This window comes from Brevundimonas sp. TWP3-1-2b1 (genome assembly GCF_049896165.1).
GTDB lineage: Bacteria > Pseudomonadota > Alphaproteobacteria > Caulobacterales > Caulobacteraceae > Brevundimonas > Brevundimonas subvibrioides_B.
This window is the reverse complement of sequence record NZ_JAFCTT010000005.1, coordinates 188,888-210,176: the sequence shown is the minus strand read 5'-3', so window position 1 is coordinate 210,176 and position 21,289 is coordinate 188,888. Positions and strand designations below refer to the sequence as shown.

At 66.3% G+C, this 21,289-nt stretch carries 19 protein-coding genes, 1 pseudogene and 1 riboswitch; of the genes and pseudogenes, 11 read left to right on the top strand and 9 right to left on the bottom strand.

Annotation, left to right across the window (positions count from 1 at the left end; all coding sequences use genetic code 11):
- Window positions 1-103: 103 nt before the first annotated feature.
- The 3 genes from ACP7AB_RS07045 to ACP7AB_RS07035 form a co-directional block, all read right to left on the bottom strand.
- A complete protein-coding gene (locus ACP7AB_RS07045; protein ID WP_425988969.1) occupies window positions 104-637 on the bottom strand; it encodes a NaeI family type II restriction endonuclease in 534 nt (177 codons plus the stop codon).
- Window positions 638-678: 41 nt separating this feature from the next.
- Complete coding sequence (locus ACP7AB_RS07040) at window positions 679-1,746, bottom strand: DNA cytosine methyltransferase (RefSeq protein ID WP_425988966.1); 1,068 nt, start codon at window positions 1,744-1,746, stop codon at window positions 679-681.
- Window positions 1,747-1,847: 101 nt separating this feature from the next.
- Window positions 1,848-2,246: a very short patch repair endonuclease gene (locus tag ACP7AB_RS07035; RefSeq protein ID WP_425988963.1), complete on the bottom strand. Its 399-nt coding sequence runs from the start codon at window positions 2,244-2,246 to the stop codon at window positions 1,848-1,850.
- Window positions 2,247-2,427: 181 nt separating this feature from the next.
- On the opposite strand from ACP7AB_RS07035, the gene ACP7AB_RS07030 reads away from it, so the two are divergent.
- The 5 genes and pseudogenes from ACP7AB_RS07030 to ACP7AB_RS07010 all read left to right on the top strand — a co-directional run bounded on the left by ACP7AB_RS07030 (window position 2,428) and on the right by ACP7AB_RS07010 (window position 9,494).
- A complete protein-coding gene (locus ACP7AB_RS07030) occupies window positions 2,428-3,024 on the top strand; it encodes a hypothetical protein (protein ID WP_425988960.1) in 597 nt (198 codons plus the stop codon).
- A 111-nt stretch (window positions 3,025-3,135) separates the two neighbouring features.
- Complete coding sequence (locus ACP7AB_RS07025; protein WP_425988957.1) at window positions 3,136-3,861, top strand: DUF305 domain-containing protein; 726 nt, start codon at window positions 3,136-3,138, stop codon at window positions 3,859-3,861.
- 29 nt (window positions 3,862-3,890) lie between these two features.
- Entirely contained in the window at window positions 3,891-5,735 is a 1,845-nt protein-coding gene (locus ACP7AB_RS07020; RefSeq protein WP_425988954.1) for an LVIVD repeat-containing protein, read from the top strand.
- Between the two features lie 167 nt (window positions 5,736-5,902).
- Window positions 5,903-8,107, top strand: coding sequence for a catalase/peroxidase HPI (katG, locus tag ACP7AB_RS07015; RefSeq protein ID WP_425988987.1), 2,205 nt, complete (start codon window positions 5,903-5,905; stop codon window positions 8,105-8,107).
- Between the two features lie 100 nt (window positions 8,108-8,207).
- Window positions 8,208-9,494, top strand: a pseudogene (locus ACP7AB_RS07010) (MFS transporter).
- Here the strand turns inward: ACP7AB_RS07010 and ACP7AB_RS07005 are convergent.
- A complete protein-coding gene (locus ACP7AB_RS07005) occupies window positions 9,478-10,344 on the bottom strand; it encodes a hypothetical protein (RefSeq protein WP_425988952.1) in 867 nt (288 codons plus the stop codon). The pseudogene ACP7AB_RS07010 and the gene ACP7AB_RS07005 overlap by 17 nt on opposite strands.
- Window positions 10,345-10,591: 247 nt before the next feature.
- Here ACP7AB_RS07005 and ACP7AB_RS07000 point away from each other — a divergent pair, with 247 nt between their 5' ends.
- Complete coding sequence (locus ACP7AB_RS07000; RefSeq protein WP_425988985.1) at window positions 10,592-11,179, top strand: OmpA family protein; 588 nt, start codon at window positions 10,592-10,594, stop codon at window positions 11,177-11,179.
- 160 nt (window positions 11,180-11,339) lie between these two features.
- On the opposite strand, the gene ACP7AB_RS06995 is transcribed toward ACP7AB_RS07000, so the two are convergent.
- Entirely contained in the window at window positions 11,340-12,014 is a 675-nt protein-coding gene (locus ACP7AB_RS06995; RefSeq protein WP_425988949.1) for a bifunctional 4-hydroxy-2-oxoglutarate aldolase/2-dehydro-3-deoxy-phosphogluconate aldolase, read from the bottom strand.
- Window positions 12,015-12,560: 546 nt separating this feature from the next.
- On the opposite strand from ACP7AB_RS06995, the gene ACP7AB_RS06990 reads away from it, so the two are divergent.
- The gene (locus tag ACP7AB_RS06990) at window positions 12,561-12,902 is read left to right on the top strand and encodes an endonuclease domain-containing protein (protein ID WP_425988947.1); all 342 of its coding nucleotides are present in this window, start codon (window positions 12,561-12,563) and stop codon (window positions 12,900-12,902) included.
- Window positions 12,903-13,821: 919 nt separating this feature from the next.
- Here the strand turns inward: ACP7AB_RS06990 and ACP7AB_RS06985 are convergent.
- Window positions 13,822-14,430, bottom strand: coding sequence for a hypothetical protein (locus ACP7AB_RS06985; protein ID WP_425988944.1), 609 nt, complete (start codon window positions 14,428-14,430; stop codon window positions 13,822-13,824).
- 129 nt (window positions 14,431-14,559) lie between these two features.
- Between ACP7AB_RS06985 and ACP7AB_RS06980 the strand changes: the two genes are divergently transcribed.
- Window positions 14,560-15,465: a hypothetical protein gene (locus tag ACP7AB_RS06980; protein ID WP_425988942.1), complete on the top strand. Its 906-nt coding sequence runs from the start codon at window positions 14,560-14,562 to the stop codon at window positions 15,463-15,465.
- 35 nt (window positions 15,466-15,500) lie between these two features.
- On the opposite strand, the gene thiC is transcribed toward ACP7AB_RS06980, so the two are convergent.
- The gene (thiC, locus tag ACP7AB_RS06975; RefSeq protein WP_425988940.1) at window positions 15,501-17,522 is read right to left on the bottom strand and encodes a phosphomethylpyrimidine synthase ThiC; all 2,022 of its coding nucleotides are present in this window, start codon (window positions 17,520-17,522) and stop codon (window positions 15,501-15,503) included.
- Window positions 17,523-17,606: 84 nt separating this feature from the next.
- A riboswitch (TPP riboswitch) is annotated at window positions 17,607-17,714 on the bottom strand.
- Window positions 17,715-17,742: 28 nt separating this feature from the next.
- Entirely contained in the window at window positions 17,743-17,898 is a 156-nt protein-coding gene (locus ACP7AB_RS06970; protein WP_425988937.1) for a hypothetical protein, read from the bottom strand.
- A 187-nt stretch (window positions 17,899-18,085) separates the two neighbouring features.
- On the opposite strand from ACP7AB_RS06970, the gene ACP7AB_RS06965 reads away from it, so the two are divergent.
- Both ACP7AB_RS06965 and ACP7AB_RS06960 read left to right on the top strand, forming a co-directional pair.
- Complete coding sequence (locus ACP7AB_RS06965; protein WP_425988934.1) at window positions 18,086-18,499, top strand: BLUF domain-containing protein; 414 nt, start codon at window positions 18,086-18,088, stop codon at window positions 18,497-18,499.
- A 56-nt stretch (window positions 18,500-18,555) separates the two neighbouring features.
- Window positions 18,556-19,557 carry a D-cysteine desulfhydrase gene (locus tag ACP7AB_RS06960; protein WP_425988931.1) on the top strand — a complete coding sequence of 334 codons (1,002 nt, stop codon included), beginning with the start codon at window positions 18,556-18,558 and terminating at the stop codon, window positions 19,555-19,557.
- On the opposite strand, the gene ACP7AB_RS06955 is transcribed toward ACP7AB_RS06960, so the two are convergent.
- A complete protein-coding gene (locus ACP7AB_RS06955; RefSeq protein ID WP_425988928.1) occupies window positions 19,554-20,321 on the bottom strand; it encodes a hypothetical protein in 768 nt (255 codons plus the stop codon). The genes ACP7AB_RS06960 and ACP7AB_RS06955 overlap by 4 nt on opposite strands.
- A gap of 277 nt (window positions 20,322-20,598) precedes the next feature.
- Here ACP7AB_RS06955 and ACP7AB_RS06950 point away from each other — a divergent pair, with 277 nt between their 5' ends.
- Window positions 20,599-21,261: an aspartate/glutamate racemase family protein gene (locus ACP7AB_RS06950; RefSeq protein WP_425988926.1), complete on the top strand. Its 663-nt coding sequence runs from the start codon at window positions 20,599-20,601 to the stop codon at window positions 21,259-21,261.
- Window positions 21,262-21,289 lie beyond the last annotated feature (28 nt).

Here is a 21,289-nt window from a genome sequence, read left to right as displayed (position 1 = left end):
CCTGCTCGCGCAGGATCCCGATGATCTGCTCTTCCGTAAATCTCGATCGCTTCATTCTGTCCGTCCTTTCGAGGGGCGGACTCTAGCTATTCCTGGAGGAGTTTCAGGGGGTCACGTCATCTGGAGCGATCCAAAGAATATTGGCATAGGCGGGAGTGAGGATGCCTCTTTTCCCGTCTCTGTTCGGTTTTCCGAGATAGCTATCACGAGCTATCATGAGGCCCATCCAAGCCTTACGTTCGGTTTCATTTGCCGCAATCAGGACAACCGGCTCTTCGTTTCGGAAGGTTTCCGGTGGGATCATCCAAGCCCAGGGCGTGCTGACCGTGTTTTTTACATCCACGTCATAGCCAGCGATAACGAGGTCTCTTACGCCCTTCGGAGCATCGAGCATGTCCCTGAGGAAGTGTTCGATCTTCAAGCCGATGAACGTCTTTTCGACGTTGTCGAGCTCGGACAGAGTCGTTCTTCCCGTCCTTACTGGATCGAGGACGAACTCAATCGCTTCAAGCGTCAGAAGAGAAAACGCCTCTCGCGGCCGTTTGCGCGTCGCAACAGCAATCGCATCGGCGATCAGCTTTAGGACGTCATAATCGACGTGGTCTGGGCCGACCGCTGACGGAGTGAGCTTGCTCATTCCATCGGGTGTAGCCGAAAATTCGGCGAGTAGGGTCGTCTTTAGGCGGCCAGGGACTGTTCAACCAAGATGGCTGAAACGACCTTGGCCAGCGCCCCCGCCAAGTGTGGCGGCACGGCATTGCCGATCTGGCGCGCGACCTGAACCTTCGTTCCATAAAATTTGAAGTCGTCAGGGAAGCCCATGAGCCGGGCGGCTTCGCGGTGACTAATTGGGCGGTTGGCTTCCGGGTGCAGATAACGCCCCTTTTCGGGTTTGTAGAACTCAGTGCGGATGGTGACAGACGGTCGGTCCCACCACAGGCGCCCAAAAAGGTCCGTGCCGCCGCTGGTCTTGCGCACCCAGCAGTCCGGCGTGATATCCGGACGGTTGGCGAGTAGGTCGAACCGGTTTCCGCCGGGCGGCACGGCTGCGTATCGCTGAAGGCTCTTCTCTGTCGGCGTGCGCCCGAAGTGGAGGTTCAGCGTCCGCTTCGAGCCGATTTCGGTGCCGATGGTCGCAGCAGGCAGGTCGGCGATGACGTCGCGAACCGTTCGCCACCGAGGAAGGTTGGATTTCAATTTCGGATCGGCGTGCGACGGCAGGGGCGGGAAGCTCGGCAGGTTGAAAGCCTGGCGCCAACCGAGGATGATCGTGCGCTTGCGCGTCTGAGGCGCGCCGAAGTCGGCAGCGTTGACGATCGCGGCCTGGGTCTGGAAGCCGTGCTGTTTGGCCTTGGCCTCGATCAATAGCCGCTCAGGCGAGCGATATAGTTCGGCGACGTTCTCCATGACGAAGACGCGCGCGCCTGAACGCTCGGCGATTTCGATGAAGGGCTCCCAAAGAGCACGTCGCGCGTCGCCGTCCCGCTTCTTGTTGAGAAGGCTGAAGCCTTGGCAAGGCGGACCGCCGATGACGACGTCGGCCTGCGGCACCTCGTTGTGAAGTAGCCACTCTTCGATGTTCGCTTGAACCGCGCGACCCGGGAAATTCAACTCGTGTGTTTTGACAGCGGCGGCGTCGTTGTCGAGCGCAAGAACCGTCTTGAAGCCGCCGCAGAGGTTTTTGTCGCAGAAGCCCAGGCTCATGCCGCCGGCACCGCTGAACAGGTCGATTACACGTAGAGTCATCGGTCTTCTCGTGAGCGGTCGGTGTCGCGTAAACAAAACGCGAACAAAAATCCCCTGTCAACAGCATGCCATCTACTGGTTGGGGGTGAAATGCCTGTTACCTACTGTAGGTAGGAGGAAAGGGCGTTTTTCAGTTGAACCGGGTCCTTGGTCTCACACTCCCAGACGGTCACCACCCTCAATCCAAGTGCCTGGAGCTGTGAGTCTACCCTTCGGTCGCGTTCTTTGTTGCGCGCAAACTTGGCGAGCCATTCGTCGCGATTGTGGCTCGGCATCGTGCCTCGATTGCAGTCGTGCTGGTGCCAAAAGCACCCGTGCACCTGGACGGCCCAGCCCTTTGATCGATTTGCGAAGTCGGGCTTGCCCGGCAGGGATTTGACGTTGCGCCGATAGGACAGTCCCATCCGGCAAAGGGCTGACGCCACCCGTTCTTCGGGAGTGGTCTTCGCTTGCTTGACCTTGGCCATGGCAGCGGAGGTTCGGGCGTTGAGGGGTTTCACGCTGCGGGCCTAGCAGCCAGCATATGCTCACTCCAGAACCGATCCGCGCTCTCGCCTTTTCAGCGCCTAATGACGGCCATACCCATCAACGGATCGTCCGATTTCGCCTTACGGATCAAGGTCCGGGATTATTTAGAGCCTTTATCCGCGCAGGCCCTCCCGGCGGCCGCACACTGTCGGCATGGCCAAAGCTCCTCCTGAAGCCCCTGCGACCTATTTCCGGCTCTCGGACGAGACCTGGGCCCTGATCGTCGAGGAGTACGCCAACGGCGCCACGGCGAAACAACTGGGCGCGAAGTGGAAGGTGGCTCCCAACTCCGTCTATCGCCACGTCAGCGCGGCGAAGATGACCAAGCGGGACTGCGGCGACCAACGGGCGCGGGCGCACGCCAGGTCGGTGACGCTGGCGGCGAAGGCGCGGGACGCGAAGCTGGGGCCCCGGGGGGAGACGGTCGAGCCGGCCCTGACCACCCTGTTCGCCCCGCCGCCGGACGACGACCCCGACGCAACCAGCGCGATCGCCCTGGCGCGGCTGGCGACGCTGGCGTCCGGGCGGGCGATGAAGTCACGGCTGTGGATCGAGGCCAAGGCTCTGGCCGGGCTGGCGGAAGCCTATGCGAGGCTGGGCGCGGCGGGGGCCGATGACTGGGCCGGGAACAGGCCGTCGCCGCAGGACGAGGCGGCGCTGGCCTATGTGCTGGAGCGGCTGGAGGCGGAGGATCGCGACGCCGAACGCCTGCGCGAGATCGAACGGGAGGGGTGGTCGGAGGCCGGATGACGGGAGCGGCGACCGTTGGCCGTGACGATGTCGGCAAGCGGCTTGCCCTTTGGCGCGGCCAGCGCCTAGTCTGGATTGTGGCCGAAACGTGCGGCGCGGGAGTGGTGTAGCGTGCGCGGTGAGTTTGGCATTCTTCTGGCGCTGGCGATCTCCCTGGCGGCAGCTCCGGTCTCCGCCCGGCCCGTGCCGGCCCAGGCCATGCCAGCCCCGTCCGTGCCGATCTTCCAGCCGGGCGCGCCGGGACAGGCCTCGCGGATCGTCACGCCCGAGGCGGCGCGGGCCCTGGGGCGCACGACCTTCACCGCGGACGACGTCCGCTTCATGCAGCATATGATCGTCCACCACGCCCAGGCGGTGGAGATGGTCGAACTGCTGCAGACGCACGGGACCGGTCCGACGGTGGGCCTGATGGGCCGCCGCATCGCCCTGAGCCAGGAGGCCGAGATCGCGCTGATGCGCGGCTGGCTGGCCGAGCGGGGGCAGGCCGAGGCCATGACCGACATGGCCGGGATGCACGCCGGTCACGGCGGCATGGATCACTCGGCCCATATGAACCCCGCGGCCGCCGCGCCGGATCCGGACGACGTCGCGCCGATGGCCGGCATGCTGACGCCGCGCCAGATGCGGACCCTGGCCGAAGCGCGGGGGACCGCGTTCGACCGGCTGTTCCTGACCGGCATGATCCAGCACCATCAGGGCGCGCTCGGCATGGTCGACGACCTGATGACCCGGCCCGACGCGGCGAACGATACGATGCTGTCCGACTTCGCCGCCGCCGTCGTCGCCGACCAGCAGGCGGAGATCCTGCGCATGCAGTCCCTGCTGTCCGACCTTTGAACCCCGAACTCCTGACCCGAGAGATGTCCATGATCCTGCGCAAGACAATGCTTTCCACCGTCGCCGCCCTGGGCGTTCTGCTGGGGGCCGCCGCCGCGGCGGCGCAGCAATCGTCGGGACCGGGCGAGCTTCAGGTCATCACCGCCGACGTGCGCTCGAGCCTGTCGGCCGGATACGACGACGCCGGACAGGCGGCGCTCGGCATGGCGCTGGAAAGCCACACGCCGCACGCGCCGGGCTTCGGAACATCGGAGACCCTGTTCTCGCCGCCGAAGACCGACGAGGAGCGCGCCGCCATGCGGGCCGCGGCCGAGGGCAACAACGCCTTCAGCGTCCTGGGCATGGCGAACTCGGACATGGCGATGTCGAACGGCCGGTTGTTCGTCGGCAATTTCAACGGCTTCAACGCCTATGACGTGTCGAACGGCGCACCCCGGCTGGTGATGTCGGTGGTCTGCCCCGGCGGCCAGGGCGATGTGTCGGTGCACGGCGACCTGCTGTTCATGTCGGTCGAGGAGAACCGCGGGCGGCTGGACTGCAGCGGCGGCGGCAACGAGGGCGAGGTCAGCGCCGAACGCTTCCGCGGCGTGCGCATCTTCGACATCTCGGACCTCAACGCCCCGCGCCAGATCGCGGCGGTCCAGACCTGCCGCGGCTCGCACACCCACACCCTGTTGCCGCACCCGACGGATCCCAATGTGCTGTACGTGTACGGCCAGGGCACATCGAGCGTGCGCAAGGCGGGCGAGCTGGACATCTGCACGGACGGCCAGCCGGATACGAACCCCGAGACGGCGCTGTTCTCGATCGACGTGATCAAGGTGCCGCTGGACCATCCGGAGAACGCCGCCCTGGTGAACCGTCCGCGCATCTTCGCCGACAGCACGACGGGTCGCGTCGCCGGCCTGTGGCGCGGCGGTCGCGCCGGCATCGCCAGCCAGAACACCGCCCAGACCAACCAGTGCCACGACATCACCGTCTATCCGGAGATCGGCCTGGCGGGCGGCGCGTGCAGCGGCAACGGCATCCTGCTGGACATTTCGGACCCGGAGAACCCGGCGCGGACGTCGGACATCTTCGATCCCGACATGGCCTACTGGCACTCGGCGACCTTCAACAACGCCGGCGACAAGGTGGTCTTCACCGACGAGTGGGGCGGCGGCATCGGCGCGCGTTGCACGGCCGAGGATCCGGCGACCTGGGGCGCCAATATGATCGCCACGATCGCCGACCGGACCCTGACCGGCCGCAGCTTCCACAAGCTGCCGTCGGCGCAGGGCGCGACCGAGAACTGCGTGGCCCACAACGGCAACATTATCCCGGTCCCTGGCCGCGACCTCATGGTCCAGTCCTGGTACCAGGGCGGCATCTCGATCATGGACTTCACCGATGCGATGAAGCCGGTCGAGATCGCCTTCTTCGACCGGGGTCCGCTGAGCGCCGAACGGCTGTACGTCGGCGGGTCGTGGTCGGCCTACTGGCTCAACGGCCGGATCTACTCCAGTGAGATCGCGCGTGGTCTGGATGTGCTCAAACTGCTTCCCAGCGATGATCTGTCGGCGGCCGAGATCGCGGCGGCCGAGGCCATCATGAGCGTCGAGATCAACCCGCAGACCCAGACGAAGATCGAGTGGGTCGACAGCCCCGACGTCGCGGCCTCCTACGTCGATCAACTCGCGCGCACCGATGCGATCGAGGACGGCGTCGAGGCGCGGGTGCGTGCGGTCATCGCCGGCTGGCGTTCGGGCTCGGCCGACAAGGCCGCTGCGGGTGAGCTGGCGACCGCTCTCGCGACGGCGCCCGAAGACGCCAGCGCGGCGACCAAGGCGCGGATGACGGCGCTGTCGGGCGTGCTGCAGCGGCTCGCGGCGTAAGCGCCTCGATCCTTGAAGGCAGAGGGCGGCGGGAGCGATCCCGCCGCCCTTTTTCTCTCCATAAGCTACCTCGATCCTGATCATTAGTTTAATCGACTTAGGTTTCCGCCCCGGGTCTGTTACCCATTGGATCCCAACTCGGACCCGATCGGAGAAGAACCATGCCCATGGACGGAAGCGACCTCGTCGAGCCCACGACCCAATGCCCGCTGCGCCATGGCGTGCAGTTCCACACCAGCTTCGGCGGACGCTCGAACCGCGACTGGTGGCCGAACCAGCTGAACCTGAAGATCCTGTCCCAGCACTCGTCGCTGACCAGCCCGTTCGCGCCGACGTTCAAATACCGGGATGAGTTCGCGAAGCTGGACATCGAGGCGCTGAAGGCCGACCTGCGGGCCCTCCAGACCGACAGCCAGGACTGGTGGCCCGCTGACTATGGCCACTATGGGCCGTTCTTCGTCCGCATGGCCTGGCACTCGGCCGGGACCTATCGCACCGGCGACGGTCGCGGCGGATCGGGGTCCGGGACGCAGCGGTTTGCGCCGCTGAATTCCTGGCCGGACAACGGCAACCTCGACAAGGCGCGCCGCCTCCTGTGGCCGATCAAGCAGAAATACGGCAACCGGGTCAGCTGGGCCGACCTGATGATCCTGTCCGCCGACGTCGGCATGGAGACGATGGGCTTCAAGACCTTCGGCTTCGGCTTCGGCCGCGAGGACGTCTGGGAGCCGTCGGAGGACATCCACTGGGGCGCCGAGGACACCTGGCTGGCCGACGACCGCTATCAGGGCGAACGCCAACTGGATGAGCCGCTGGCCGCCGTCCAGATGGGGCTGATCTACGTCAACCCGGAAGGTCCGAACGGCAAGCCGGATCCGCTGGCCTCGGCCATGGACATCCGCGAGACCTTCGCCCGCATGGCCATGAACGACGAGGAGACGGTCGCGCTGATCGCCGGCGGTCACACCTTCGGCAAGGCGCATGGCGCCGGCGACGCCAAGCATGTCGGGGTCGAACCCGAGGGCGCCGGCATCCTGGAACAGGGCTTCGGCTGGCGGAATTCCTGGGAGAGCGGCAAGGGCAAGCACGCCATCACCTCAGGCCTCGAGGGGGCCTGGACGGCCCACCCGACGACCTGGGACAACGGCTATTTCGACCTGCTGTTCAAGTATGACTGGGAGCTGACCAAGAGCCCGGCCGGCGCCTATCAATGGACGCCGAAGCACATCGACGACGCCGACCTGGCGCCCGACGCGCACGAGGCCGGCAAGCGGGTCAAGCCGATGATGCTGACCACCGACCTGGCCCTGATCAAGGACCCGATCTATGCGCCGATCTCCAGGCGTTTCCACGACAACCCGGCCCTGCTGACCGAAGCCTTCGCCCGCGCCTGGTTCAAACTGACCCACCGCGACATGGGGCCGAAGGAACGCTACCTCGGCCCGCTGGTGCCGCAGGAGGAACTGCTGTGGCAGGATCCTATCCCGGCGGTCGTTGGGCCGCTGATCGATGCCGCGGATGTCGGGGCGCTGAAGGACCGGATCCTGTCGTCCGGCCTCAGCGCGACCGAACTGGTGGCCACGGCCTGGGCCTCGGCCTCGACCTTCCGCGGATCGGACAAGCGGGGCGGCGCCAACGGCGCGCGCATCCGGCTGGAGCCGCAACGCAACTGGCCGGTCAACCAGCCGGCCCAGCTGTCGAAGGTCCTGGGCGTGCTGGAAGGAATCCAGCGCGACTTCAACGCCGGCGCCAAGACGGTGTCCCTGGCTGACCTGATCGTGCTGGCCGGCTCGGTCGGGGTGCAGCAGGCTGCCAGGGCGGCCGGCCATGATGTCGAGGTTCCCTTCATCCTCGGCCGCGCCGACGCCTCCCAGGCCCAGACCGACATCGAGTCCTTCTCGGTGCTGGAGCCGGAGGCCGACGCCTTCCGCAACTATCAGCGGGGCCAGTTCAGCCTGACGGCCGAGGAGATGATGATCGACCGGGCGCAGCTGCTGACCCTGACGGCGCCCGAGATGACGGTGCTGTGGGGTGGGCTTCGCGCGTTGAACGCCAACACCGACGGCGTGCAGCATGGGGTCTTCACCAGCCGCCCCGGACAGCTGACCAACGACGTCTTCGTCAACCTGCTGGACATGGGCACGGTGTGGACCGCGACCTCGGACGAGGAGATCCAGTTCGAGGGCCGCGACCGTGCGACCGGCCAACCGAAGTGGACGGCGACCCGGGTCGATCTGGTGTTCGGGTCGAACTCCCAGCTGCGCGCCCTGGCCGAGGTCTATGCCCAGTCGGACAACGCCGGGAAGTTGGTGGAAGACTTCGTGGCGGCCTGGACCAAGGTGATGAACGCGGACCGTTTCGACCTGGTTTGAGGTCGGCGTGAGATGACCGGGCGCGGCTGGACACGGCCGCGCCCGGTTTCAATTCCGGCAAGTCCGGGCCACGGTGGTTCGTGAGCACCGGGGGCTGCGGATGACGGACACGGACCATCTCGACCACCAGCCCATGACCAGGCGATCGATGGCCATCGCGGCCTTTTCGACCGTGGTCGAATGGTATGACTTCACCCTCTATCTCTATCTGGCCACCGTCCTGTCGCGGGTCTTCTTCGGCGGCGGGGAGGCGTCGCTCCTGATCACGCTCGGCGGGTTCGCCGTGGCCTATCTGATGCGGCCGATAGGAGCGGTGGTGTTCGGCCATATCGGCGACCGGTTCGGGCGGCGTCATACGATGCTGCTGTCGGTCGCCCTGATGACGGCGGCGATGATCGTCACGGCCGCCCTGCCGACCTACAGCCTGATCGGACCGGCGGCGGGCGTCGCCCTGCTGCTGGTCCGTTGCGTCATGGGGTTTTCGGTCGGCGGGGAATATACGGGCGTGGTCGCCTACCTGCTGGAAGGCGCGCCGCGTCACCGGCGCGGGCTGATCGCATCCTCGGCCTCGGCGGCGAGCGAGATCGGGGCGCTGCTGGCGGTGGGGGTGTGCGCGGTCACCGCGCACCTGCTGAGCCCGGCGGACCTGGACAGCTGGGGCTGGCGTATCCCGTTTGTGGTCGGGGCGCTGCTGGCCGGGAGCGTCTGGCTGGCCCGTTCGACGATGCAGGAATCGCCGGACTTCGAGCGGCAGAAGAAGGCAGGGACCGTGCCGGCCAGTCCCGTACTGCACACCCTGAGGTATCACCGGTAGGGGATTGCGCGCGCCTTCGCCATCTCGGCCCTGGGGTCGATCACCTACTATGTCGGCATCACCTATGTGCCGGTCTTCCTGACCTCGACGGGCGGGTTGAGCGAGACCGTGTCGCTGTGGCTGGCGACGATCGCGGCGGTGGTGGTGATCCTGATCACGCCCCTGACCGGGATGCTGTCGGACCGCTGGGGCAGGAAGCCGGTGCTGATCGCCCTGGCCCTGTGCGCCGCCGCCATGCCCGCCGCCATGTTCTCGCTGATGGCTGTGGGCGGACAGAACGGGGCGCTGCTGGGCGCGGTGGTTCTGGCCTGCGTCGCGGGCGGGGTGAGCGCGGTCGGGGCGGTGGCGACGGCGGAGCAGTTCCCGGGCGAGGGTCGTCTGACGGGGCTGGCGCTCGGGGCGACCTCGGCGACGGCTGTGTTTGGAGGCTTTACCCCTTGGCTGGCGCAGTGGCTGATCGAAGTGACGGGGGCGAACTGGGTTCCTGGGGCGATGATTGCGGTCGTGGCTTTGGTGGTGCTGCCGGTCTTCTTCCAGGCGCCGGAGACCGCGCCGCTCAGCGCGCGCCGGTGAGGTCCGACCAGCGCCACTGACCCTGACCCAGGGCGAGACGCGGCGCATCGGCGCCGTCGGCGAGGGTCAGCAGGACCAGACCGCGCATCGACTGGCGGCGGCATTCGCGCGGGGCGAAGGCGATGGCCACCGCGATGGCCTGACGCAGGCCCGCGAGGCCGCGGCCTTCCTCGCCCGGGTTCATCACCCAGTCGCCGTCCCAGACCAGCAGGGCGCGCCGGGAGGCGGGCAGGGCGTGATGGGCGCGGCCGACGGCGACGACCACGCCGGGGTTGTCGCGCAGGGCGTCCTGCACCCGCTGGATCATGTCGCAGCGGCCCGCTCCGGTCCCCGAGCCGCCCCCGCCTCCGGCCTCGCCAGACCCTCCGCCGACCGAGCCCGACCCAGCCGTGGCCGCTCCGGCGAGCTGGGCCTCGGTGAGGCCGGCGGGGGGAGGGGCGGGCGCCGGGCCCGGCGGGGCGGTGGCGACAGACAGGGGCTCGACCTCGGGCGGAGCCGGGTGCGGTGTGCGCGGGGCGGCGGGCGGCCGGGGCCTCGGCGGGGTCGGCGCGAGGGTGGCGGGGGCGGGCGGTTCGGCGGCCCGGGACGGCTCGGCGGGGCCGGGCGGCGGGTCGGGTTCCGCGACGGCCAGGGGCGGCGGGGGAGCGATCAGGGAGACGATGATCGGTTCGGGCGGCGGCTCTACGGAAAAAATCTTCGGGCTCGGGGCGACGGTCAGGAAGGCCAGCAGAAGGCCGATGTGGAGCGCCGCGCTGACTGCTGCCCCAGGCAGCCAGGCCCGTCGGGACCTCCACGTTGCCGCGGTTTCCGAGGCGGGTTTTCGCGTTTGGCTTTCGGGGCTTGGAGGCAACAGGCAGGCCTGCGGAGGCGACGCGGGGGCGTCGGACAGGCCCCCAGAGACCACCCGCCCGCGTCAGGATCGTGACCGCCCCGCGGCCGGCCCTCGCCCCAATCCTTACGGCCAAGGTGCCGGAATCATGCCGCATGCCGGTCATGCCTGGGCCTTTCGGCGCCACCCTGATCACAACTGCGCGACGTTCGGAAGTGGCGCACCGGCCCCTCAGGAGATCGCCTTGATCCAGTCCCCCCTCGCTTCGATGACCCTCGCATTCCCCCGCGCCAACCTGCGCCCCGTCCTGATGACCGGCGTCGTCCTCGCCGCCGGCCTGATCCTCAGCGGCTGTGTCGCCACGCGCGGCTTCGTGCGTGAGGAGGTCGCCGTGGTCGACACCCGTGTCGACGCCACCGACGCCCGGGTGACCGAGGTCGCGGGCACCGCCAACGACGCCCTGCAGCGCGCCACTGCGGCCCAGCAGCTGGCCGAGGGCAAGTTCATGTACGAGGTCGTCCTGTCGGATGACTCCGTCAAATTCCCGTCCGACCGCGACGCCCTGTCGCCCGAGGCCGAGGCCCGTCTGACCGAGCTGGCGACCCGACTGAAGGCCGAGAATGTCAACGTCTACCTGGAGATCCAGGGCCATACCGACGCCGCCGGACCCGAGGCCTATAACGACGAGCTGGGCGCCGCCCGGGCCGAGGCTGTGCGTCGCTCGCTGAGCCGTCAGGGCATCGCCCTGAACCGGATGGCGACCATCTCCTATGGCGAGGAGGCGCCGGTCGCCGACAACACCACCGCCGAGGGTCGCGCCCAGAACCGGCGCGTGGCCATCGTGGTGCTGAGCTAAAAGCCTCTCCCTCCCACTTGGGGGAGGGTCGGCGATGCGAAGCATCGGCGGGGTGGGGGCGGCCAGGCGACAAGGCGGCGATCTTGGGTCGTTTCGCCTTGCCGGCCCCACCCGACCTCGCTTCGCTCGGCCACCCTCCCCCGAGGGGGAGGGAGAAGGATTACCGACCCGCCCGGAACGCCGCCACTGCATCCACGGCGCCCCGGACCGAGGTCTCGATCCCGGCCCAGTCGCCCGCCTTGACCGCCGCGTCGGTGACGAGCTTCGAGCCCATGCCCGCCGCCACGATCCCGGCGCCGAACCATTTGGCGATGGAGGCGGCGTCGGGGTCGACGCCGCCGGTCGGCATGATCTTCGTCCAGGGCATGGGCCCCAGGACCGCCTTGACGAAGTCCGGCCCGCCGACGCTGGCACCCGGGAACAGTTTGATGATGTCGCAGCCGAGGGCGTGGGCCTCGGTGATGTCGCGCACCGAGCCGCAGCCGGGGAAGTAAGCCACCATCCGCCGGTTACAGACCGTGGCCACCTCGGGCACCAGCGCCGGCGAGACCACGAACCGCGCCGCCCGGTTCAGATACATCGCCGCCGTCCCCGCATCGAGCACCGAGCCGATGCCCAGGATGATGTCTGGATCGGTGCGGGCCAGCTCTTTCGCGATCTCGGCGAACAGGTCGACGGCGAAGTCGCCCCGGTTGGTGAACTCGATCACCGGCGCCCCGCCGCGCGCACAGGCCCGGATCACGTTCAGCGCCACCTCGGGGTCGGGATTGTAGAAGACCGGGCAGACGCCCTGGGCTTCGAGGGCTTTCAGGACGGAAACGCGGTCGATCGGCATGATGGGGCTCCGGGCTCTGGCTTGGGGATCGCGGATCGAGGACCCCTGCGTCAAGTCAGTTCGGGTTTCAGAGGTCGGCGGCGGGCGGGGAAGGCGGACGGCAAAACACCGTCCGAAGCGGTCGAAGCGTCCGCAGCGTCCGGACCGTCACCGCCCTGTGTCGACCCTCCATCGTCCGTCCTCCTCCGTGCAAACGAGACCAGTATGAGGCCGTTTGCAGGGGTGATGGGTAAAAGGACTCTCGTTAGAGCCGGGCGTTGATTTCAAAGGCGGATTCGGACGATCCGTTGATGGGTATGGGCCCCTCCCTCTCCCGGCGGGAGAGGGCTTGAGCCTCCGGGAGCGTAGCGATCGGCAAGGCGAAAGGGTGAGGGGCTGGCGTTTGAAGTCGGCGTGAGCCGTGTCTTCGTCGGTGCAGCGGCTTGCGCCGACGGACGGGCCAACCCCTCATCCGTCTCGCTCCGCGAGCCACCTTCTCCCGCAGGGAGAAGGGAAGAAGTTAGTTTACGCTTTTCCCGCAACGGGCATGCCGTGCAATCTCCGGTCATGTCCCGAGCCCCTGCTCTCCGCCAATCCGCCGGCCTGGCCGAACAGCGCGTCTGGTCGCGGCTGAGGGGCGGTGCGGTCGAGGGAATCAAGGTCCGGCGCCAGCACGACATCGGCCGCTTTACGGTGGACTTCGCCTGCGTGGCCTTGCGCCTGGTGATCGAGATCGACGGCGGCGTCCACGAGCGCGACGATGTCGTATTGCGTGATGACGTCCGCCAGACCGAGATCGAGGCGCTGGGCTGGACGGTCGTGCGCTTCACGAATGAGACGGCGCTTGGCGAACCATGGCGCATCGACGACGCGATCCGGGACAGGGCGAGGGTGTTGGGTTTGTTGTGACCCTCTCAATCCCTACCCCTCTCCTTTCGGGAGAGGGAGGATCAACGGCGACCCTCTCCCGGCGGGAGAGGGCTTGAGGCTCGGCAAGCGAAGCGCGCCGCCAGCTGAAAGGGTGAGGGGCTACTGCCTGAAATTGGGTCGCCGTCCGGCGCGACGGCTGACGCCGACGGATCCGCCAGCCCCTCACCCTTTCGCGCAATCCTGATCGCTGACGCTCTCAGGCGCTCAATCCCGTCGTCGGATCGCATGCGATCCTCCTCCACCCGCCGGGAGAGGGAGACCGCGTCCGGGGTCACGAACCGGAACGCCTCCGCCGGCTGACGCATCCCGCACCCTCTCCCGGCGGGAGAGGGCTTGAGGCTCGGCAAGCGAAGCGAGCCGCAAGCCGAAAGGGTGAGGGGCATCCGTTGAAGTCGGCGCAAGCCGTGCCCGTGCGACGGCTCACGCCGACTGACCCGCCAACCCCTCACCCTTTTGCGCAAGCCTGATCGCTGGCGCTCTCAGGCGCTCAAGCCCGTCGTCGGATCGCATGCGATCCTCCTCCACCCGCCGGGAGAGGGAGACCGCGTCCGGGGTCACGAACCGGAACGCCTCCACCCGCTGACGCATCCCGCACCCTCTCCCGGCGGGAGAGGGCTTGAGGCTCGGCAAGCGAAGCGCGCCGCAAGCCGAAAGGGTGAGGGGCTACTGCCTGAAATTGGGTCGCCGTCCGGCGCGACGGCTGACGCCGACGGACCCGCCAACCCCTCACCCTTTCGCGCAAGTCTGATCGCTGGCGCTCCCAGGCGCTCAAGCCCTCTCCCGCCGGGAGAGGGAGACCGCGTCCGGGGTCACGCACCGGAACGCCTCCGCCCGCTGACGCAGGAAGCGGTTGATGAAGGGGGGCTTCCCGGCCCCGTTCGGACCGGCGAGGAGCGGACTATTGCCTTCCGAGCCACATGCCGATCACGGCCACCACAGTTCCAATGAGAAAACTCATCAGGTTGGAAAGTGCAGGATTGGATTTAGCGAACCGTTCGAGCCACCCAAAAAGCGGCCGATCCGCCCTATCGCGTTCCTTTAGCTCCGTCAGCGCTCCGTGGACCCTTCCATGCACGTCGATCGGTTCCAGAGCGCTCCGCAATGGCACTGGCACCGGCCGAGTGAAACCGTCTCCAAGCAATCTTCCCTTGATATCAGCAGCTCGATTTCGGAGCTTTGCACGCGCCCCGAGTATGGCGGACTCCATCTCAAGAGCTGCCCGCTCGCGCTGAGCTATCGGCACGGCCGAAAGATTTGCTTCTGTGTAGCGGACGTGATGTTCGACCAAATCTTCGACTACGTGTGACACGTACTGATCGAAAACCAACTCGGGAGAACCTTGAAAGCCGATTCCTTCGTAGGCGATCTTTCCCGTGCGCGGATGATAAAGCTCGAGTTTGTACCCGCCCGACATGCGCATTAGCCAGACCGTGATGGACTCGCGGTCTGTGACGTCAACATCGTGGTCGATTGACCGACGAAGCTCGGCTACGATTCTATGAACCATCGAGATTCCAACCTATCTCGAAATAGCGTAGCGGGAGTCGCGCTTTCTGGCGAAGGCCAGACCCTCACCCTTTCGTGCGTCGGGTTCACGAACCGGAACGCCTCCGCCCGCTGACGCAGGAAGCGGTTGATGAAAGGGGGCCTTCCCGGCCCCGTTCGGACCAGCAAGGGTTGTGGCTTCGATATCGCCCTGCCATCAAAGCACGGCAGATCAATGGACGATAAAATGGCCAAATCTCTACAAGGTGAGCCGACGAAGACATGCTTCTTCATCACGCCGATCGGCGAAACAGGCACTCAGGAGAGGCAGAGAGCCGACTGGGCATTTCACTATGTGATTAAGCCAGCCGCCGAGGCCAGCAACCTACGTGCAGACCGAGCGGACCTAATGATCGGCTCGTCAATGATCGGTACAAATATATTCCGCGCGCTATCTGAAGCTGACGTGTGCGTAGCCGATATGACGGGTCTGAATCCGAATGTGTTGTATGAGATGGGAGTCCGGCATTCTCTGCGAAAACCCATAATACATATCGCTCAACTCGACACTAAACTCCCTTTCGACACTGCTCCGCATTTGACGCATTTTTACGATTTGTCGGACTATTCTTCGATGAACGATCTGTGCCTGAAGATTAGCAGCGAAATTGAGCACGTAATAGAAGATGGATATGAGGTATCAAATCCCTTCACCCAGGCTCTTGGAACAATACAAATTAACAAGAGTGGTGACCCCAAGGATCAGCTGGTATCTCAATTATTAGAGCGGGTAGAGCTTCTCGAGCATCAAAACTCCCAAAATATCAGAATCTCATCACCTGTCTCAAAAGAGAGAGACGCGAGAGATCTTATGGAAAATTTCATTAACAATCGAGCAAGCACTAAAGCCTACAACGAGAAGACATTCAAAGAATGCCTAGATTTGTTGTCTCAAGATTTTAGAATGATAGACAGAATTAGAGATGCCATAAATCATTCAAGCCGTCCTAATCGAGCGACTTTGCTAGAGATAGCGGACGCATACATTCCTTTTTAGTTCGCTCGAGAATTGATGGAGGGTGACAATGGCCCTCACACCTTCACCTCCACCACACTCCCCCCCGCCCGGAACTTCGCCGACATCTCGGCCATCCCCTTCTCGGCCTCATCCGCCAGCGAACCCCCCGCATCATTCTGCGCCGCCGCATCCCTCCGGATATCCTGGCTGATCTTCATCGAGCAGAATTTCGGCCCGCACATCGAACAGAAGTGCGCGGTCTTATGGGCCTCCTTGGGCAGGGTGGCGTCGTGGTATTTGCGGGCGGTTTCGGGGTCGAGGCCGAGGTTGAACTGGTCTTCCCAGCGGAACTCGAACCGCGCGCGCGACAGGGCGTCGTCGTGCAGGCGGGCGGCCGGGTGGCCCTTCGCGAGGTCGGCGGCGTGGGCGGCGATCTTGTAGGTGATGACGCCGTCCTTGACGTCCTGACGGTCGGGCAGGCCCAGATGCTCCTTGGGCGTGACGTAGCAGAGCATGGCCGTGCCGAACCAGCCGATCATGGCCGCGCCGATGGCCGAGGTGATGTGGTCATAGCCGGGGGCGATGTCGGTGGTCAGCGGCCCGAGCGTATAGAAGGGCGCCTCGTGGCAGTGTTTCAGCTGCTCATCCATATTGGCCTTGATCTTGTGCATCGGCACGTGGCCGGGGCCCTCGATCATGACCTGGCAGCCCTTGGCCCAGGCGATCTTGGTCAGTTCGCCGAGGGTGCGCAGCTCGGCGAACTGGGCCTCGTCATTGGCGTCGGCGATGGAGCCGGGGCGCAGGCCGTCGCCCAAGGAGAAGGAGACATCATAGGCCCGCATGATGTCGCAGATGTCCTCGAAATGCTCGTAGAGGAAGCTCTCGCGGTGATGCGACAGGCACCATTTCGCCATGATGGAGCCGCCGCGTGAGACGATGCCGGTGACGCGTTTGGCGGTCATCGGCACGAACGGCAGGCGGACGCCGGCGTGGATGGTGAAATAGTCGACGCCCTGTTCGGCCTGTTCGATCAGGGTGTCGCGGAATACCTCCCAGGTCAGGTCCTCGGCGACGCCGTTCACCTTTTCCAAGGCCTGATAGATCGGCACGGTGCCGATGGGGACGCTGGAGTTGCGGATGATCCAGTCGCGGATGTTGTGGATGTTGCGGCCGGTCGACAGGTCCATGACGTTGTCGGCGCCCCAGCGGGTGGCCCAGACCAACTTGTCCACTTCATCGTCGACGGAGGACAGGACGGCCGAGTTGCCGATGTTGGCGTTGATCTTCACCAGGAAGTTGCGGCCGATGATCATCGGCTCGACTTCGGGGTGGTTGATGTTGTGCGGGATGATGGCGCGGCCGCGCGCGATCTCGTCGCGCACGAATTCGGGGGTCACATAGTCCGGGATACTGGCGCCGAAGCTCTCGCCGTCGCGCAGTGACGAGTGGCGAGTGGCGAGTGGCGAGGAGTCGGGCGACATCGCCTGGATCGTGGAGCCGTCGTGCAGGGTGATGGTAGAGCCGCCTTCGCTCGCCACCCGCCACTCGCCACTCGCCACCTGCTCGCGCCGCAGGTTCTCGCGGATGGCGACGTATTCCATCTCGGGGGTGATGATGCCGGCCTTGGCGTATTCGTACTGGGTCGTCGGGCGGCCCTCGACGCCCTTGAAGACCTTGTGGTGCGAGGTGTCGAAACGGGGGGCGAGGTTCTTGCCGCTGGCGTGGCCGTTGTCCTCGGGCTTGACCTCGCGCGGGTTGAGGACGGGGGCGATGTCGCCGCGGTCGAGCTGCCAGCTGGACTTGACCAGCGGCAGGCCGCGCTTGATGTCGATGGTCACGGTCGGGTCGGTGTAGGGGCCGGACGAGTCATAGATGGTCAGCGGCGGCTCATTGGCCGAGGGGTGCAGGGCCACCTCGCGGAAAGGCACGCGGAGGTCGGGGTAGAGCTCGCCTGAGGCATAGACCTTGTGCGACCCGGCGCGCTCGCCGGTCGGGATGGTCCCGGTCTCGCGCATGACCTCGTCACGGGCGTCCTTGAGCGCCAGATCCACATTGGGCTCTTCGGGGGTGACGGGCGGGGTGACGGCAATGTTCATGGCGGCCTCTCAATGGAGGTCTGCCGACGCGGGATTCGATCATCTCCTCCCACCGTGCATCCCGGCCTTCGCCGGGGTGCACGGATGGAAAAGACATTCCCATCCCTTCGCCGGCATGACCCGGATCAGGTTCGACGGGTCAGGCGGATACGCCAATCTCAGCCGCTGCGTGCGACCCCCCGGAGAACGAAGACAGCCTTACGCCTGCCCGGCGCGGGCTTCAATCCGGGAAGGCGGCCCGTAGCGCATCGAACGCGCCCTCGATCCGGGCCCGGCCGGCGAGGCGCTCGACCACGCCCTCCACCCCTTCGAAACAGCGACAGACCAGCTTGCGGTCGCAGCCGGCCTCGGTGTCGAAGCCATGAAGGTGGCTCACCCGAGGGGGGGGGGCTGAGAAGCAAGAGAGAAGGTGCTGCCCAGCCAGCGGCAGGGCGAAATTCCCGCAGCCCCGGATACGTAATTCTACAGCGCCCGCCATTAGAGTTTCAAAGACGGGCTTTGCGCTAGGAATCGGGACCTGAAACCGGCTGGGTATCAAAATCCGGCGAACGTCAGAAGGCACCATGGGACCGATCCTGCAGCGGCTGATCTACACAAGCGCCGCCACGACTCCGACCGGATCGCTGCTTAACATGGCCACGATCCTGGCCCAGTCACAACGCAACAACGACCGGGACGGGCTGACCGGGGTCCTTGCAGCCCACCGCAATCGGTACATCCAGGTCATCGAAGGTTCCGCCCCGGCGCTGGACCGCCTTTTGCGGCAGCTGGACAGCGACCCTCGCCACCGAGACATGATCCTGCTGAGCCGTGAGCCGCTCATCATCCGTCAGTTCGGGCGCTGGGCGATGGCCAGTGCGGTGATCACTCCCATGCAGGGCGCTGTCCTGGACAGGCTGGTCGACCACGACGATCTGACGCCGGAGCAGGTGATCCGGATCATGCTGGACGCGCTGGATGCCGTTCCAGCGGACTGAGTTCGGCAAATCGGGTTGAGGAGTCTAGAAGGGGCCCAGCACACCGGAGCCCCCCAATGCATCTCGCCCGCTTTCCCCGCCTGCGCCTGGCGCACCTGCCCACGCCGCTGGAGCCCCTGCCGCGTCTGTCAGAGGCGCTGGGCATCGACCTGTGGATCAAGCGGGACGACTGCACCGGCCTGGCCGGCGGCGGCAACAAGACGCGGAAGCTGGAGTTCCTGCTGGGCGACGCTTTCGAGCAGGACGCCGACACCCTGGTGACCCAGGGCGCGGTGCAGTCGAACCATGTGCGCCAGACGGCGGCGGCCGCAGCCGCCGTGGGTCTGAAGTGCGAGGTCATCCTGGAGGAGCGGACCGGGTCGAAGGCCGTCGACTATGTCCATAACGGCAATGTCCTGATGGACCGGCTGTTCGGTGCGGTCATTCGCTCCGTGCCCGGAGGATCGGACATGCCGGCCGAGCTGGAGAAGACGGCGGCGGAGATCCGGGCGCGCGGTGGCAAGTCCTATGTCATCCCCGGCGGCGGCTCGAACGCGATCGGGGCGCTCGGCTACGTCGACTGCGCGCGCGAGATCGTGGTCCAGGCCGACGAGCTGGATCTGGCCATCGACCTGATCGTGACGGCGACGGGCAGCGCAGGGACCCACGCCGGTCTGGTCGCCGGTCTGGCGGTGCTGGGGGCCGACATTCCGGTGCTGGGCATCGGGGTGCGGGCGCCGAAGGACAGGCAGGAAGCCAATGTCCTGAAGCTGGCGAAGGAGACGGCGGCCCTGCTCGGGCATCCCGATCGGGTCAAGGACGAGATGGTGGTGGCCAACTGCGACTATGTCGGCGCGGGCTACGGCCTGATCGATCAGGCCGTCGTGGACGCCCTGGTCCTGGCGGCGCGGACCGACGCGATCCTGCTGGACCCCGTCTATACCGGCAAGGCGATGAAGGGGCTGATCGCCCTGGCCAGGGCCGGGACGTTCGAGGGGCAGCGGGTGGTGTTCCTGCACACCGGCGGCGCGCAGGGCCTGGCCGGCTATCAGGGCGAACTGGACGGGATGCTGGCTTAAGCGGCCGGGGGCGGCGGCGGGAAGTCCAGCGGCGCGACGGCGGCCCCGGGTGAGCCGGCGACGACCGCGTCATAGAAGACGGCGCCGAGCGGCGACCAGGTGATGGCCTCGATCGCGATGATCATCGCCACCTGGACACCGAAGCCCCAGACCCAGGCCGGGTGAATCCGGCCGGTTTTTCGCAGATCGATGATCATGCCTATGACCGGAAACAGCAGGGTGACGGCGGCGGTCGCCTCCCACGCCCAGGGGAGCAGCAGCGGGAGCGGCAGAAGCCTGCCGACCCCCGGTCCCATCAGGATGGCCATGGCGGAATAGTGCAGGCGGCGGTGCCAGTCGGTCGACCGGCGAAGCGCAACCGCCGCGATCGTCAGTCCGACGAAGGTGACGAGCGACAGGGGATCGAAGACCAGGAACTGCAGGGGCCGGAAGAAGAAGGGCACAGTGCCCTGACGGACCATGGCCTCGGTGACCAGCCAGCCCAGGACCAGCATGGGGACCAGCCAGACGGTCGCCAGCCAACCCAGCGGCCGGTGCCAGCGCACCTGGCCCGTGGCGATCAGAAGGTTCTGGAGAAGGAAGATGACCAGCCAGCCCATGAAGACGACGGCATGGGCGTGGACCATCAGCGGCGCGTCGAAGCTGGACCGCCCGGTCGCCAGCTGGACCGCAAACCCGGCCACCACGATCAGCACCATGGCGATGGCCAGGCCCGGAAAGACGCGGTCTGCGGCCGGCGCACGCCCGGTATTTGTTGTTGTCATGACCACCCCCCGATGTTCGAGACCGACCTTATCGCTCGCGACGGGGATTTCAATGTCGCATAGCGACGAAATGCGAAGATCGGCAGGGACCCTCGCCGGTCCCGAGGTGTGACGGCCGGCCGTGTCGACGGGCTGTGACCACCCGCGCTGGCGCTTTCCCGGTTTGGCGCTAACAGATGGGAGGCCGGCTTCCGGGCGGGACTGGCCCGGCGGACCCGGGCACACAGGATCCGGTCCCGGACATCGGGACCGGCAAGATCGGGGAGACGACGGCGCGATGAAGACTCTGGGTGTTCTTGGCGGCATGGGCCCCGCCGCGACGGTGGCGTTCCTCGCGCGGGTGCAGGCGCTGACGCCGGCGCAGGGCGACGCGGATCATATCCGGGTCGTTATGGACCTGAACCCCCAGGTGCCGGACCGGAATACGCGACCGGGGGACGCCGAGGCGGAACTGGGCCGGATGGCGGAGCGGCTGAAGGCGGCAGGGGCGCAGGTTCTGGCCATGCCGTGCAACACGGCCCACGCGCAGAAGCCGGGCATCGTGGCGGCCGGCCTGCCGTTCATCGACATGATCGCGGCGACCGTGGCGGCAGCCAAGGGATATGACGCCCGCTCCATCGGCATTCTGGCGACGCCGGGCGGCGAGGCTCTGTACGTCGCGGCCTTGACGGCGGTCGGGGTGAAGCCGGTGGTTTTGCAGGGCGACGACCGCGCCGCCTTCATGGCCTGCGTCTATGGGGTGAAGCGCGGCGACTTGGGTGTGGACAATCGTGCGGCCATGGCGCGGCTGGCCGAGGCGCTCAACGTCGCGGGCGCCGATGCGGTGATTGCGGGGTGTACGGAGGTTCCCCTGTTGCTCGACCCCGCCGATGTGTCTGTTCCGCTTGTCGATTCAGCAGAGATCCTGGCCAAAGCCTGCGTCAGGGCCTGCATCGACTGATCAGACGCATGATCCGGTCGCGGATAAA

Coding starts and splice junctions, on each gene's coding strand:
- ACP7AB_RS07045 (WP_425988969.1), bottom strand. CDS start 637: ATGAGCAAGCTCACTCCGTCAGCGGTCGGCCCAGACCACGTCGATTAT.
- ACP7AB_RS07040 (WP_425988966.1), bottom strand. CDS start 1,746: ATGACTCTACGTGTAATCGACCTGTTCAGCGGTGCCGGCGGCATGAGC.
- ACP7AB_RS07030 (WP_425988960.1), top strand. CDS start 2,428: ATGGCCAAAGCTCCTCCTGAAGCCCCTGCGACCTATTTCCGGCTCTCG.
- ACP7AB_RS07020 (WP_425988954.1), top strand. CDS start 3,891: ATGATCCTGCGCAAGACAATGCTTTCCACCGTCGCCGCCCTGGGCGTT.
- katG (WP_425988987.1), top strand. CDS start 5,903: ATGGACGGAAGCGACCTCGTCGAGCCCACGACCCAATGCCCGCTGCGC.
- ACP7AB_RS07000 (WP_425988985.1), top strand. CDS start 10,592: ATGACCCTCGCATTCCCCCGCGCCAACCTGCGCCCCGTCCTGATGACC.
- ACP7AB_RS06995 (WP_425988949.1), bottom strand. CDS start 12,014: ATGCCGATCGACCGCGTTTCCGTCCTGAAAGCCCTCGAAGCCCAGGGC.
- ACP7AB_RS06990 (WP_425988947.1), top strand. CDS start 12,561: ATGTCCCGAGCCCCTGCTCTCCGCCAATCCGCCGGCCTGGCCGAACAG.
- ACP7AB_RS06985 (WP_425988944.1), bottom strand. CDS start 14,430: ATGGTTCATAGAATCGTAGCCGAGCTTCGTCGGTCAATCGACCACGAT.
- ACP7AB_RS06980 (WP_425988942.1), top strand. CDS start 14,560: ATGAAAGGGGGCCTTCCCGGCCCCGTTCGGACCAGCAAGGGTTGTGGC.
- thiC (WP_425988940.1), bottom strand. CDS start 17,522: ATGAACATTGCCGTCACCCCGCCCGTCACCCCCGAAGAGCCCAATGTG.
- ACP7AB_RS06965 (WP_425988934.1), top strand. CDS start 18,086: ATGGGACCGATCCTGCAGCGGCTGATCTACACAAGCGCCGCCACGACT.
- ACP7AB_RS06960 (WP_425988931.1), top strand. CDS start 18,556: ATGCATCTCGCCCGCTTTCCCCGCCTGCGCCTGGCGCACCTGCCCACG.
- ACP7AB_RS06955 (WP_425988928.1), bottom strand. CDS start 20,321: ATGACAACAACAAATACCGGGCGTGCGCCGGCCGCAGACCGCGTCTTT.
- ACP7AB_RS06950 (WP_425988926.1), top strand. CDS start 20,599: ATGAAGACTCTGGGTGTTCTTGGCGGCATGGGCCCCGCCGCGACGGTG.